The organism is Microbacterium sp. Y356 (assembly GCF_059445355.1).
The window spans coordinates 1,067,899-1,081,268 of the sequence record NZ_JCAIUE010000001.1; the positions used below are offsets into that span (position 1 = coordinate 1,067,899).

11 protein-coding genes are annotated in these 13,370 nt (G+C 65.2%); 3 read left to right on the plus strand and 8 right to left on the minus strand.

The features are described 5' to 3' along the window. Nucleotides 1-64: 64 nt before the first annotated feature. A complete protein-coding gene (locus AC1C2Q_RS05140; protein WP_495449245.1) occupies nucleotides 65-691 on the minus strand; it encodes a TetR/AcrR family transcriptional regulator in 627 nt (208 codons plus the stop codon). A gap of 183 nt (nucleotides 692-874) precedes the next feature. Between AC1C2Q_RS05140 and AC1C2Q_RS05145 the strand changes: the two genes are divergently transcribed. The 3 genes from AC1C2Q_RS05145 (at nucleotide 875) to AC1C2Q_RS05155 (ending at nucleotide 6,363) form a co-directional block, all read left to right on the plus strand. After that, complete coding sequence (locus AC1C2Q_RS05145) at nucleotides 875-3,685, plus strand: MMPL family transporter (protein WP_495449246.1); 2,811 nt, start codon at nucleotides 875-877, stop codon at nucleotides 3,683-3,685. Then, complete coding sequence (locus AC1C2Q_RS05150; protein WP_495449247.1) at nucleotides 3,682-5,688, plus strand: YhgE/Pip domain-containing protein; 2,007 nt, start codon at nucleotides 3,682-3,684, stop codon at nucleotides 5,686-5,688. The genes AC1C2Q_RS05145 and AC1C2Q_RS05150 overlap by 4 nt, the downstream gene beginning before the upstream one ends. 87 nt (nucleotides 5,689-5,775) lie before the next feature. After that, nucleotides 5,776-6,363: a 2'-5' RNA ligase family protein gene (locus AC1C2Q_RS05155; protein ID WP_495449248.1), complete on the plus strand. Its 588-nt coding sequence runs from the start codon at nucleotides 5,776-5,778 to the stop codon at nucleotides 6,361-6,363. Nucleotides 6,364-6,581: 218 nt separating this feature from the next. Here the strand turns inward: AC1C2Q_RS05155 and AC1C2Q_RS05160 are convergent, their stop codons facing one another. The 7 genes from AC1C2Q_RS05160 to AC1C2Q_RS05190 form a co-directional block, all read right to left on the minus strand. Continuing rightward, nucleotides 6,582-8,246, minus strand: coding sequence for an alpha/beta hydrolase (locus AC1C2Q_RS05160; protein ID WP_495449249.1), 1,665 nt, complete (start codon nucleotides 8,244-8,246; stop codon nucleotides 6,582-6,584). 7 nt (nucleotides 8,247-8,253) lie between these two features. Continuing rightward, nucleotides 8,254-8,799, minus strand: a complete 546-nt coding sequence (locus AC1C2Q_RS05165; protein WP_495449250.1) for a hypothetical protein — start codon at nucleotides 8,797-8,799, stop codon at nucleotides 8,254-8,256. 19 nt (nucleotides 8,800-8,818) lie between these two features. Further along, complete coding sequence (locus AC1C2Q_RS05170) at nucleotides 8,819-9,103, minus strand: hypothetical protein (RefSeq protein WP_495449251.1); 285 nt, start codon at nucleotides 9,101-9,103, stop codon at nucleotides 8,819-8,821. Then, the gene (locus AC1C2Q_RS05175; protein ID WP_495429972.1) at nucleotides 9,100-9,537 is read right to left on the minus strand and encodes a hypothetical protein; all 438 of its coding nucleotides are present in this window, start codon (nucleotides 9,535-9,537) and stop codon (nucleotides 9,100-9,102) included. Before AC1C2Q_RS05175 ends, AC1C2Q_RS05170 begins: the two co-directional genes overlap by 4 nt. A 106-nt stretch (nucleotides 9,538-9,643) precedes the next feature. After that, entirely contained in the window at nucleotides 9,644-10,042 is a 399-nt protein-coding gene (locus tag AC1C2Q_RS05180) for an SHOCT domain-containing protein (RefSeq protein ID WP_495429973.1), read from the minus strand. Between the two features lie 59 nt (nucleotides 10,043-10,101). Then, entirely contained in the window at nucleotides 10,102-11,610 is a 1,509-nt protein-coding gene (locus AC1C2Q_RS05185) for a leucyl aminopeptidase family protein (protein WP_495449252.1), read from the minus strand. 55 nt (nucleotides 11,611-11,665) lie between these two features. Next, nucleotides 11,666-13,327, minus strand: coding sequence for an AbgT family transporter (locus AC1C2Q_RS05190; RefSeq protein ID WP_495449253.1), 1,662 nt, complete (start codon nucleotides 13,325-13,327; stop codon nucleotides 11,666-11,668). Nucleotides 13,328-13,370: the final 43 nt, after the last annotated feature.

Consider the following 13,370-nt stretch of genomic DNA (forward strand, 5'->3'; position numbering starts at 1 on the left):
TGGCCGCCCTACTAGCGAGCACCGCTCGACGCATCCGGGTTACGTGCGGATCAGCCAGTCCAAATCAGTCTGTGCGGACGATCAATTTCACCAGTTCGCCGAGGGATTCGCTACCGGAATGCTGCAGCTGGGCAGGCGACTGCCGTTCGATCGCACCGTATGCCATCGAGTGCTCCCAGACCGTCATCAGTAGCCCCGCCGCAGTCGCGACGTCAATACGCAGCGCGAAGAGACCGGCATCGACGATGCCCTGAATGATCTGCTGGATGCTGGCGCGAAGCTCGCGTTCCTGCAGGAGGTACGCCGCACCGAACGCGTCATCGCGTAGCGCACGAATGCGAATCTCACTCATCATCAGGACGCTGAGTCGATCGTCCTCGCCCGATTCCATCACCTGCCGCACGAGGTCAATCGGGTCGGCGTCGCGGCTCAGCACTCCAGCTTCGACGAACTCATCGATGCGCGAACGCACGAGCGTGAGCCGCCTCTCGGCGATCACCGATGCCAGCTGAAGGAACAGCTCATCCTTCGATTCGAAGTTCGAGTAGAAGGCGCCACGAGTGAAGCCCGCACGTTCGCAGATCGCCTCGACGCTGGCACCTTCGAGGCCGACCTCCGCGAACACTTGAGATGCGGCGTCCAGCAGGCGCGCACGCGTGTTCTCACGCCGCCTCGTCACGGGAATTGACATCGTCCTCCATTCATACCGGTCACTGAGCAAGGGCGCCAGCGCTCTGTCGCAGGGCGAGTCCTGAGCCTGCCGCAAGTTTCACATCTGGCGCACAGATTCGCACTTCTGACTCACCGTAGGATACACAGATGTATCGGATACACCTCTGTATCCATTCTCCCATCCGGACTCTCGGAGGAATCTGTGTCCACACTGCTGTCGTCTCTCGGGCGCTGGTCTTTCGTACACCCGTGGCGTGTACTCGTCGCCTGGTTGATCATCCTGGCCGCGGCCGGCGGCGGAGCCCTCGCGCTCAACCAGGGCACGGACAACTCCTTCAGCATCCCCGGCACTGAGTCTCAGGACGGCCTCGAGCAGCTCTCGCGCTCCTTCCCCCAGGTGAGCGGCACGAACGCGCAGTTCATCGTGGTGGCAGCCTCCGGCGATTCGATCACTGACGACGCCTACCGCGAGCCGATTGAGGATGCGGTCGACGAGCTCGCCGACCTCGATGGAGTGATCGCTGTCACCTCCCCGTATGACGAGATGATCTCGGGCATGATCAACGAGAATGAGACAGCGGCCATCGTGCAGCTGCAGTTCGACGGTCAGGCCACCGATGTGTCAGACGAGACGAAAGACACGCTCACCGCAGCGGTCGATGACCTATCAGGGCAGCTTCCCGAAGGCTCGCAGCTCAAACTCGGTGGCGATCTCTTCGCGATCTCAATCCCGGGCGTGACGCTCACCGAAGCCGTCGGCCTGATCATCGCGCTGCTTGTGCTGATCGTCACCTTCCGCTCGTTCGTGATCGCGGGACTCCCCCTGCTGACCGCGATGCTCGGCGTTGGCATCTCGATGTGCGGCATCTTCGCCGCGACGGCCTTCGCGAGCGTGTCATCCACAACTCCGCTGCTCGCACTGATGCTCGGGCTCGCCGTCGGCATCGACTATGCCCTGTTCATCATGGCAAGACACCAGGATCAGGTGCGCGACGGCGTTGATCCGGAGGAGTCCGCCGCCCGCGCTGTTGGAACGGCTGGTTCGGCGGTGGTATTCGCCGGTATCACCGTGCTCATCGCTCTGATCGGACTCGGCTTCGCCGGCATCCCGTTCCTGACGACGATGGGTATCGCGGCATCCGTCGCCGTGGCCATTGCCGTCGCAATCGCTGTTACCCTGACGCCCGCTGTGCTCGGGTTTATGAAGGGACGGATCGTCGGCCGACCGAAGCGCGTGAGGGTGCCGAAGAAGGACAAGGAACCGAAGGTTCGCCGCGGCCTGACCCTCAATAGATCGATGGGCGAACGTTGGGTCGGCGGAGTGACGAAGCATCCGATACTCACCTCGCTCGCCGTCGTCATCGGACTCGGCGTCGTCGCGATCCCCGCGCTCAGCCTCAACCTCGCACTGCCCAACGCCGGCGTGCTTGCCCCCAAGGACGAGGCCCGACAGAGCTACGACCTCGTCGCAGAAGAATTCGGCCCTGGATTCAACGGCCCGCTGGTGCTCACCGGAACCATCGTCACCTCGACGGATCCGGTTGTGCTCATGGAAGACCTCGGAGATGCCGTCGCCCAGATCGACGGCGTGAAGGAAGTTGTCCTCGCCACCCCGAACGAGACGGCAGACACCGGCATCGTTCAGGTGATTCCCGAAACTGCGCCGGATGACCCGGCGACCAGCGATCTCGTGCGCGAACTGCGCGCGCACCACGATGAATGGCTCGAAGAGTTCGGCATCGATGTAAAGGTCACCGGCTTCACCGCCGTTGCAATCGACATCTCGGATCAGCTCGGCGGCGCCCTGCTGCCGTTCGGCATCTTCGTAATCGGGCTGTCGCTGATTCTGCTGACGATCGTGTTCCGCTCGCTCTGGGTGCCGATCACCGCCGCCCTCGGATACCTGCTCTCGATCATCGCCGCATTCGGCATCGTCGGCGCCGTGTTCGAATGGGGCTGGCTCGCCGACTTCCTGCACGTCGCGAAGGTCGGGCCGATCATCAGCTTCATGCCGATCATCCTCATGGGCGTGCTGTTTGGGCTCGCGATGGACTATCAGGTGTTCCTGGTCTCCCGCATGCGCGAGGACTTCGTGCATGACCCCGATTCGAAATCGCCTTACCGTGCGACGCGCCGGGCTGCTGCGCTCCGCGCAGTTCGCAGCGGCTTCACGGGATCGGCGAAGGTCGTCACGGCTGCGGGCCTGATCATGTTCGCCGTGTTCGTGGCGTTCGTGCCGGAGGGCGACTCCTCGCTCAAACCGATCGCACTCGGCCTTGCTGCCGGCATTGCGATCGATGCGTTCCTCGTGCGCATGACGCTCATCCCCGCACTCATGGCGATCCTCGGCGAGCGCGCCTGGGAGCTACCGGCATGGCTCGAGAAGATCCTCCCCAGCGTCGACATCGAGGGTGAAGCCGTCGAACGCGAACGACACCTCGCGGCGTGGCCCGGTGACGACTCGATCGTCGCCGCGGACGACCTCGTGCTCAGCGCGGATGCTCCGGTCATCGAGGCACTGACGCTGCGCGTCGCCCCTGGCAGCGCCATGGTCGCCACCGGATACAACGGCCGCGCGCGCCGTGCGCTCGCGCTGGCAGTCGCCGGCAGAGTCACCCCGAATGACGGCAAGCTGCGCGTCGCGGGACACCTGATGCCCGGACGCGCCGCGTGGGTACGCAGTCACGTCGGCTGCGTACTGGTGGATGACGCGGATGCCGCACTGCTCGACCTGCGAGAAGCACTGCGCGGAACGTCGAAGATCATCGTGGTCGACGGCATCGACCGCTTCACCGGCGGCCAGCGAGATCAGGCCACGGCGATGCTTCGGGATGCCACGGCCTCGCGCCAGCTCGCAGTGTTCGCCACCGCATCCGACGCCGCTCTCGCCTGCCTCATCCTGGCGGAGGCCTCTTGGCCGACCGTCGACATACTCGATGCTTCCGCACCGCACAGCGGGGCTTCAACTGTTTCGACATCGATTCACGACGATTCCTCTGAGGTAAACGCATGACCCTCTCAATTGAACGGGCCCGCTCCCGCAGGCCAATCTCCTGGCTCACACTGCTGGGCGTCCTGCTGTTGCCTGCCCTGATTGGCGGCATCCTGGTCGCTGCCCTGCAGAACCCGACCGAACGCCTGGACAGCATGACCGCTGCGATCGTCAACCTCGATGAGCCGGTCACGATCGATGATCAGTACACGCCACTCGGCCGGCAGCTTTCCGCAGGTCTCGTGGAGGGCACTGACGACCTGGACTCCAACCTCAACTGGGTGATTTCCAATGAGGCGGATGCCGCTGCGGGCCTCGCCGATGGCAGCTACCAGGCAGTCATCACGATCCCCGCGGAGTTCTCGGCATCCGCCACATCGGCAGGAAGGGCGATCTCTGACGGCGGCGGCAACGCAGAGCAGGCGATGATCAGCGTGACGACGCCGGATGACGGGCTCGTCGCCGACGACCTGATCACAGGGCAGATTGCGGATGCCGCGGCAGCCACGATGGGAACCATGCTGTCGGAGGCGACCATGGAGAACGTGCTGGTCGGCTTCACGACGATCGGTGACCAGATCGGCGAGGCGGCATCCGGTGCGCTGGAACTTGCGACCGGTGCACGGTCGGCGGCGGATGGCGCTGCGGCACTTCCGGGCGGCGCAACGCAGCTCGCGGACGGGGCCTCCCAGCTGGCCAACGGCGCAACGGAGCTGGGCTCCGGGGCTTCCGAGCTTTCGGCAGGCCTCGGCACGCTCTCGGCCAAGACGCGAGAGGCGGGTGCCGGAGCGACCACGCTGGGAACGGGGCTGACCGATGGTGCCGCGGCGCTCGAGCAGAACGGACTCGTACCCGACGAACTGTTCACTGCGGCCAACGGCGCCCAGCAGGCGACCGCCGGCGTCGAAGGCGGCCTGGATGAACTGGCCAGCGGCCTTGGCGCACTGCAAGCGGCATGCGCCGGCCGCGAAACGACCGACCCGGTGTGCGTGGGGCTTGCGCAGATCACCGACTCGCTGCCTGCGTTGCAGGGCGCTGCCGGGCAGGCTTCACAGGCCGCTGCCGGCACTGCGGGCGGTCTGACCTCCTTCGATACGGCGGCTTCGCAGGAACTCGCTGGGCAGATGCGCGCTGCGGGGTCAGGCGCGATCACTCTGGCTGACGGACTAGGACAGCTCGCCGGAGGCATCGACCAGTCTGCGTCAGGTGCCGCAGCGCTGAGCAGTGGGGCAGGCTCGCTGAGCGGCGGAGCAACTTCCTTGAGCAGCGGAGCAACCACCCTGGGCACTGGAGCGAGCGAACTCGCCACCGGCCTTGACACCCTCGCGACGGGCACCGGAGATCTGGCCGGTGGGCTTCAGACAGCATCCGAGTCGCTTCCCTCGTTCGACGACGAGGAGTCGACCTCTCTGGCATCCGTCATCGCCAATCCCGTGTCCTCGAACTCGCAGGCGAACACGATCTTCGGGCCCACCGCCATTCCGCTGCTCGCCGCTGTGGTGCTGTGGTTTGGCGCTCTGGCATCGTTCATCGTGATGCGCGCTCACACGGCACGCACGCTGACCTCCCGCCGGTCTTCCGCCGCGTTGACGCTCAAGGCGTTCGCACCGGCCGCGCTGATCGGCGCCGGGCAGGGTGTGCTCGTGGCAGTGATCGTTCAGATCGTCGCTCGGTACGACGCCGGCGCATGGTGGGCGTTCGCCGGCACGGCCGTGCTGGCGGGCATCGCGTTCGCCGCGGTGAATCAAGCGCTGGTCGCTCTGTTTGGCGGGATCGGACGCTGGGTCAGCGCGCTGGTCGGTGTCATCGCCGTGGCCACCGGCCTCATCTCGACTGTGCCCGGCTGGCTCGCTTCGATTGGTGGCGCGCTGCCGACTGCGTCCGCATTCACCGGGTTGATCGCCGCAAACGGCAGCGCGATCGCAGCGCTCGTCGTGTGGGGTGTGCTGTCTCTCGTCGCGACGACGGTCGTAGTGGCGCTGCGTCGCACGACGTCGACAAAGGCTGTGCTCGCCGCGGCCTAGCATCGAGCGAAGTACGAGAATCCCCTCTCCACAGTCTTGTGGTGAGGGGATTTCCATATCCCCTCGGTGCGGGTCTATCGTCGTCCCATGCGTCGCCCGATCATGATCGATCCCGCCCAGCTCGCTTCACTGGAGGGGCAGCAGTACCTGCTGCTGCGGCCCGTCGGAGCGGTCGCCGACGATTACGCGGCAGTGCAGGATGCCGTTCTCAAGAAGCTTCCGGTCGGAGTGACGCACCCGCACGCCGCGCACGTCACGCTGCGCGGCTTCTCCGAGGCGGATCGTTTGGACGATGTCCGCGCTCTCGTGCGCGGATGGGGTGCGGCGCAGCATCCGATTGAAGTCGCGACCGAAGCGATCGACATCTTCCCCGCTCCGTGGCAAATCGTCATCGCACGACTCGCGCGCACGGCATCCCTCGTGTCGGCGTACTCGACGTTGACCGACCTTCTCGCCGGCACCGACTTCCGTCGTCTCGACGAGCGCAGTCTCGAGGACTGGACGTTCCATTTGTCGGTCGTCTACGGGAAGACAATGGATGCGCCGGCGTGGGCCGTCGTTGCGGCCGCGGTGGCGCGCGAGCACTCCGATCAACCCACGGAGGTCGTATACGAGGCGGAGCTGGTCTGGTACCAGGGCGGGGTCGAGCACTACGAGGTCATCCCGCTGGGCTGAGCCGAACCGGTACCCGACTTGTGGTGTCGCAGATCGTCGCAGGTGTCGCACATTGCCGCATTCAGGCTTGGGAGGCGGCAATGTGCGGCCCCTCCCGCAAGCGCTGATCGTCGCAGGTGTCGCAGGTTGCCGCATTCAGGCAGGCAACGCGGCAATCTGCGACACCCGGACGCGCGGAAGCGCCGGGCGAGGTCATCCCGCTGGGCCGACCTGGCCGATCAGTCTGATTCCACGCTCATGGCTTCGATGACCGCCTGAATGCGGGCGATGGCCGCAGCATCGAGCCCTGCGTCACCGGTGACCTCTCGCCAACCCGTGGTGATGACGTCGCCGAAGTTGTGCCCATGGCGCGCTGGCACCGACTCCCCCATCAGCATGTCGACGGCAACCTGCACCGCGGTGACCCCCGGTATCCATCGCATCGACGGGCTCACGTCCGCACCACGCTGGTCGGCGTCCAGCCATTCCGGCTGGCTCCAAATGAGTTCGGGGCCCAGCCAGGTCACCGGATCCGTCGCGTGCTGCAAATAGAGCACCCTGGGCTCTGACCACTCGCCGGCGAGTGCCTGTTCGTCGCCCAGCTTCGACAGCCACCGCACCTGGCCACCCTCGTTCAGTACGGGTTGCCATGCGGGGCTCCCCGGATCTCGAGATTCCTGCAGCGTCCGCCACAGCTCCGCACCGTTCGGGCTACCGACGAACAGTGCCCCATCCGTCCGTGCACGCACATCATCGATATCGTCGAACAGTGCCTGGCTGCCGTGCGCACCGAGGCTCAGCCCATAGCTGATGAGCATGGGCCGATCGTCCGCCGGGAGCTGAACCCAACGCTCATGCACCGCATCGAAGAGCGATCCTGCGGCCTCGACCGGGGCATCCGCATCGAACAGGAACGATACCCAGCTCGGCGTGTAGGCGTACTGCATCGCGGCGATTGCGGTGTCACCCGCGTGCAGATATTCGAGGGCGTCGACCGTCTGCGGTTCAAGCCAGCCGGATCCCGTCGCCGTCGCCACGACCAGCACTGAACGCTCGAAAGCGCCCGTCCGTTCGAGCTCAGCGACCACGAGATCCGCTCGCTCGGCAGCCGTCGGTGCAGATTCCAACCCCGCGTACACCCGGATCGGTTCGAGGGCGGGCTCGCCAGTCACCGCTTCGATCTCGGATGCCGTCGGGCCTCCGCCGACAAAGTTCGATCCATGCCGGCCGAGGGTGTCCCAATCAATCGTGGAGTCGACACCGGCAGAACGGTAGGTAGAAGCGGGTTGCACAGCATCCGCATCCGCAACTCCGTTGAGATTCAGATAGATCCCGTCGACGGCGATCATCACGGCGAGCAGCAAAGCACCAAGCGCCGCGACGATGACGGTCAGCGTGCCGAGGAGACCTATGACAGCGCCGGAGGTGCGGCGAAGCGCGTGATGCATTCGCCGAATTCCTTTGCCGATCGTGACCAGGAGCGCCGCAACAGGAAGGAAACCAAGCAGGAATGCCGCCACATCGATGCCGGGCAGCGGCGGCATCTCTACAAGTGATCGCACCTCGTTCTGCCAGACGAAAGAGAGTACAGAGAGGGCGCCGAGCGCGACGAGCCACAGCAGTCCATAAACGATCCATAGGGCGCGCTGCACTGTTCGGCTTGGGCGCCAAGGAATGGTGCGGCGGAGGATCGCCCAGACCGCGACACCGAGCATGTACCCGAGCCCGAACGCGACGGCCGCGATCGCACCCTGGAACAGCGCCGGCCGCGGCAGGAGAGACGGGGTCACGGAAAGGATCGCCAGAAACAGCCCACCGATCGACCCGCCGGGGTCGAGAGCCCACCAGCGACGGGGGCCGTCAGCCTTGTGCGCGGTGTCGGGGCTCGAGGTGTTCGTGTTCACAGCATCCTTAGTGATGGACCATCGCCTTGAGGGCGATCAGAATGCCGCCGAACGTGGCCGTAAGCAGAGCGCCACCGAGTCGTGCCCAGATGTTGTCAGTGCGCGTGGCCGCGATGAACCAGCCGAGGGCGCCCAACAGCAACGCGTCGACTCCGAGAGCGAGCCAGACCGCGTTGGCGTCGCGAAGGACGCCGATGACTCCGAGGGCCAGCACGGCGATGGGGATCGCGCCGAGCAGGAGCAGGCCTACCGAGTCGTGCAGGCCATGGCGGAATGCTTCGCCCATTCCACGGCGCTCACCTTCCGGGCTCACCATCCACGACACGGCTGCCGCGTATACATGGGCTGCGAAGAAGACCAGCAGCGTGGCGACGACGGAGAGAAGCGCCGCGCCGGTGTCATCGCTCAAATTGCTGCTGACGACGATCATCCCGGCCACGATGATGAGGCCGTATACACCTCCGGTCGACGTCGCCAGGGTTCCGATACCGATGGGACGCTTCTCGTCAGAGGTCCGCTCTGGCTGTGCGCTCACCGGTTGGTCGGATTCCACGTCCTCGCCAAACGAATAGTCATGCGAGCGCCTTGGCCAGCGCCGCCTGCTTCAGAGTCTCGAACTCGGCTGCCGTGAGCACGCCAGCATCCAGCAGTTGCTTCGCGCGGATAATCTCGTCAGTCGGCGTGGCAGCGCCCGCGGGTGCCGCTGGTGCAGGCGCCACCGGCACCGGCGGAAGTGGCGGCGCGGCAGCCGCGGCGGCTGCATCCTGTGCCGCCCATTGGTTCTGCTGCCGACGCTGCACATTTCCGACCACTCGTGCCGCGACGGATGCGCGGGCCGCGGTGCGTAGCAGGCTCATGATTCCTCCTCCGAGGCGCTATCGCCATCGGTATCCAGGTCAGTGACGTCAATTCCGCCAGAGAAGATCTCGCGACCACCGAGACCGATGATCCTGTCGCCGACGGATGCCAGGCTCCGGTCTTCATAGACGATGACCAGGGCCTGTTCACCCTGCTCAAGTTCAGAGCCGATCTGCTCAATGTCCTCGGAGTCCAGCAGGTCGGTCTCGACTGCGGACAGCTCGCCGAGCACCGCATCGGTGGCCTCGTCTGACAGAACGTTCCGTCGCACCACGCCTTCGGCGTCGCGTTCGATCAGCTCGACGTCCAGAACCTCAATCGTGTGTGATCCGCGCAGCCGTTGCAGATCGCCGACGACGTCGGTGAGATCCGCGCCGACGGGTACTGCGAGAACGGTGAAGCTGAGCGGCCCAATGTATGCGGACAGTGGCATGGGTTCCTCCTGCAGATGAGAATGCGACTTGCGGTCAGTTTCCCACACACCGCCGTGCGTGGTGGTCGGTCAGCGCGCGCCGGTGAAGGCGCACGCTGACCGAGATTCATGCCTTGGCGAGAGCCGCCTGCTTCAAGGTGGCGAACTCTTCGGCCGTGATCGCGCCAGCATCCAGCAGCTGTTTCGCCTGCGATATCTCTTCGGTCGGCGTCGCCGCCGTCCCAGCGACCGACCGGATGTACTCGTTCGTCGACTCCTGCGCATCGATGACCTGGCGCTGGGCGCGCTCGCCCATGCCTCGACCGCGCACGATCAGGTAGACCAGTGCTGTGGCGAACGGCAGGAAAACCAGGAAGAGCAGCCAGATCGCTTTGGCGACCCCGTTGAGCTTCCGATCCCGGAACAGGTCACTGATGATCGAGAACAGCGCCATCAGATAGGCGACGAATATGAAGATGGTCAGGAACCACCAGATGGTGTCCCAGATCGTGGACCAGAATGGCACGTGTTACTCCTTGGTGTGTTGGATGAGGTCGGGTCAGCTGGTGCACGACGTGGCGTCCGTCAGGACTGCCCATCCGGCGCGAAATTGCGCGCCGATTCGAGCAGAATCCGCGCACCGTATCCGGTCGCTCCCGCGGTTCGCCATGAGTCGTCCTTCTCCGTCTGCATGGTGCCGGCGATGTCGAGGTGCGCCCACGGCGTCGTACCGACGAAGTGCTCCAGGAAGAGCGCCGCAATCGTCGCTCCAGCGAACGGGCCGCCGAGATTCGAGATGTCGGCGATGTCGGAGTCGAGCTGCTTGCGGTACTTCTTCTCGAGTGGAAGCTGCCAGGCCGGCTCGTCCACCGTTTCGGATGCTGCGCGCACCAGATCAACCGTCGACTGGTCGTTGCCGAACAGCGGAGCGGTGGCCGCTCCCAATGACACGAGAGCTGCGCCGGTGAGGGTCGCGATGTCGATGATCGCATCGACGCCATCCTCGTTGGCGAGCACCATCGCATCGCTCATCACGAGGCGCCCCTCGGCATCGGTATTCTTCACCTCGATGGTCGTTCCGCCGCGCGTGGTGAGCACGTCACCGAGCTTGTACGCCGTTCCGGAGGGCATGTTGTCGGTGCACATCAGCCACCCGGTGACCTTCGCGGTGACGCCGGTGTCACGGAGTGCTGTGAACGCACCCAGCACCGCGGCAGCACCGCCCATGTCCATCTTCATCAGCAGGTGCATCGGATCGCTCGGCTTCAGGCTGATGCCGCCGGAGTCGTACATGATGCCCTTGCCGACGAGGCCGAGGTGGCGGGTGGAGCCCGACGGTGCATAGGTCATCTTGATCATCCGCGGCTCCTCGGTTGAGCCCTGGTTCACACCGAGCAGTCCGCCGCAACCGAGCTCGATGAGCGCGGCCTTGTCGAAGAGCTCCACGTCGAAGCCAAACCGTGCACCGAGATCGACGGCGATGTCCCCCATGTTGGCGGCGGTGAGGTGGCCCGGCGGGGTATTCGCCAGATCACGCGCGACGACGGCCGCGCGAGCGGTCGCGAATGCCTCGGCGACGGGCGCATCCGTCCCGCCAGGGACGTCAATCGTCAGTGTCGCCAGACCCACATGCTTCGACGAGGCGCTGAGAACGGTGTAGCGGTACCGGGCGAGCAGCGCGCCTTCGGTGAGCGCACGTACGGCCTCCACCGAATCCACGCCGGCGAGGTCGTCAATGCGCAGCCCCAGGCGGGAACGGCGGGATGCCGCACGCGCGAGTGCAGCCGCGGCATCACGCAGCACGCGCGGATCCGCGTCGGCGCGCGCGCCGAGCCCGACCGCAACGAGGTCGGGTTCGCCTGCCCGCGGGAGCAGGAGCGTGGTGCCCTCGGATGCCGTGAACCCGGCACCCTCGAGTGCTGCACGATCGAATCCGAGCTCGCCCGGTACATCTGCATCCGAGTAGACTCCGACGCCGATCGCCTCGACATCGGCCCCGATCGTACCGATCGTGATCACGGCGGCATCGAGTGCGTCCAGGCCTGGCACCGTGGCGAGGTCTGCGGGGATCACCTTGTTGGGGCTGCGTTGCATGAGTCTGCTCCTTCTGTTCGAGTGAGTTCAGCGTCAGTCAGATACGGAAATTGGCTCAGCCGACCATGTCAACCGGGGATCCAGGCCCCCACGGGATACCGAGCAGGAACCAGACGGCGAAGAGCGCCGTCCATGCCAGGAGCATCCAGAGGGCGTACGGGATCATCAGGGCGATGATCGTGCCGATTCCGGCATCCTTCTTGTACCGCTGGGCGACGGTCACCATGAATGGCAGGTAGACCATCAGCGGCGTCAGCACGTTGACCGGCGAATCACCGACGCGGTAGGCGGCGAGCAGCGTCTGCGGAGCGACATCGAGCGAGGCAAAAATCGGGATGAACACCGGTGCGAAGATGACCCACTTGGGCACAAGCCCGGGGAGGATGAAGTCCAGGATCACGATCACCAGGATGAAGGCGAGCAGCAGCACGATCGCCGGAACGTTCGCCTGCTGCAGCAGATCGGCAGCGGAGACGGCAGCCACCGTCGGAAGGTTCGTCCAGTTGAACAGTGCGATGAATTGGGCGATCATCAGGAACATCACCAGCAACCCACCCAGGCTCGCGAAGGTCTTGCCGATGGCGCCGACCGCGGCGGAACCGCCCTGAAGGGTCTTCGCTCCGGCGCCGTAGGCGACACCGCAGACGAGGAATGCGAGCGAGATGATGAAGACCAGGCTGGCCATGAACGGCGTCGTGCCGATGATGTCGCCGGTCTCGGGATCGCGCAGCGGCGCCCCTGGGGGAAGCGTCAGCAGCAGGATCAACGCGACGAACGCGATCAGCGCCCAGAACGAGAACTTCAGCCCGCGTGCCTCGGCGTCGTGATCGACCGCCTCAGCTTCGTCCGCGATGGTGAGTTCGCTCCGGTCATACTTGCCCAGCCGCTTCTCGGTGATGAACACCGTGACCACCAGCGCGACGGCCGCGAGCAAGAACGACGAGACGATCCCGAAGTAGAAGTTCTGCGTGACCTCGATCGGCTGCATGCCGGCAGAGGTCAGCACCTCGTTGGTGATCTCGGTGAGCATGCTGTCGCTCGGCGTGATCAGCAGGTTCGCCCCGAATGCGGCGCCGACACCGGCGAACGCGGCGGCGAGACCCGCGAGCGGATTTCGCCCGACCGTGAGGAAGGCGGCCGCCGCCAACGGCACGAGAATCAGGTAGCCGGCGTCCGTCGCCACTGACGACAGCACACCGACGAAGATGAGAATGAATGCCAGCCAGCGCGGCGGGGCGACCTTGACAACCCGCCTGATGAGAGCTCCCATCAGGCCGGCGTGCTCCGCGACACCAACGCCGGCCATCGCAATCAGCACGACCGCGACGACGCCGAAACCGGCGAAGTTGTCGACGAAGGAGCTGAAGAAGAAGCGCACACCTTCGACCGAGAGGAGGTTGCGCACATCGAAGGTGCGCTCCTCGACGATGTAGTCGGGAACCTCCGCGGGCTCGCCAGTGGTCGAGTCGTAGATGCTCCACGTGCCGCCGAGGTGCTCATTGATCTGCGAGAACTCGTCACGGGGCACGGGTGTGACCACGTCGTCCGTGACAGAAACGCCGACCCATGACAGGATCGCGGAGAGCACTGCGATGATGCCGATCAGGTAGACGAACATGATCGTCGGGTTCGGCACCTTGTTGCCGACCTTCTCAATCCAGTTCAAAAACCCCTTGCTCTCGGCATCCGGGGTATTCAACGCCTTTTCAGCAGCCATGATGCCCATCATCCTGGCGTGTGCGTCTCACGAGCAACTCATC

What these genes read in the sequence shown, in the direction of transcription:
- AC1C2Q_RS05140 (WP_495449245.1), bottom strand. Translation starts at nt 691, where the DNA reads ATGTCAATTCCCGTGACGAGGCGGCGTGAGAACACGCGTGCGCGCCTG.
- AC1C2Q_RS05150 (WP_495449247.1), top strand. Translation starts at nt 3,682, where the DNA reads ATGACCCTCTCAATTGAACGGGCCCGCTCCCGCAGGCCAATCTCCTGG.
- AC1C2Q_RS05155 (WP_495449248.1), top strand. Translation starts at nt 5,776, where the DNA reads ATGCGTCGCCCGATCATGATCGATCCCGCCCAGCTCGCTTCACTGGAG.
- AC1C2Q_RS05170 (WP_495449251.1), bottom strand. Translation starts at nt 9,103, where the DNA reads ATGAGCCTGCTACGCACCGCGGCCCGCGCATCCGTCGCGGCACGAGTG.
- AC1C2Q_RS05175 (WP_495429972.1), bottom strand. Translation starts at nt 9,537, where the DNA reads ATGCCACTGTCCGCATACATTGGGCCGCTCAGCTTCACCGTTCTCGCA.
- AC1C2Q_RS05185 (WP_495449252.1), bottom strand. Translation starts at nt 11,610, where the DNA reads ATGCAACGCAGCCCCAACAAGGTGATCCCCGCAGACCTCGCCACGGTG.
- AC1C2Q_RS05190 (WP_495449253.1), bottom strand. Translation starts at nt 13,327, where the DNA reads ATGGCTGCTGAAAAGGCGTTGAATACCCCGGATGCCGAGAGCAAGGGG.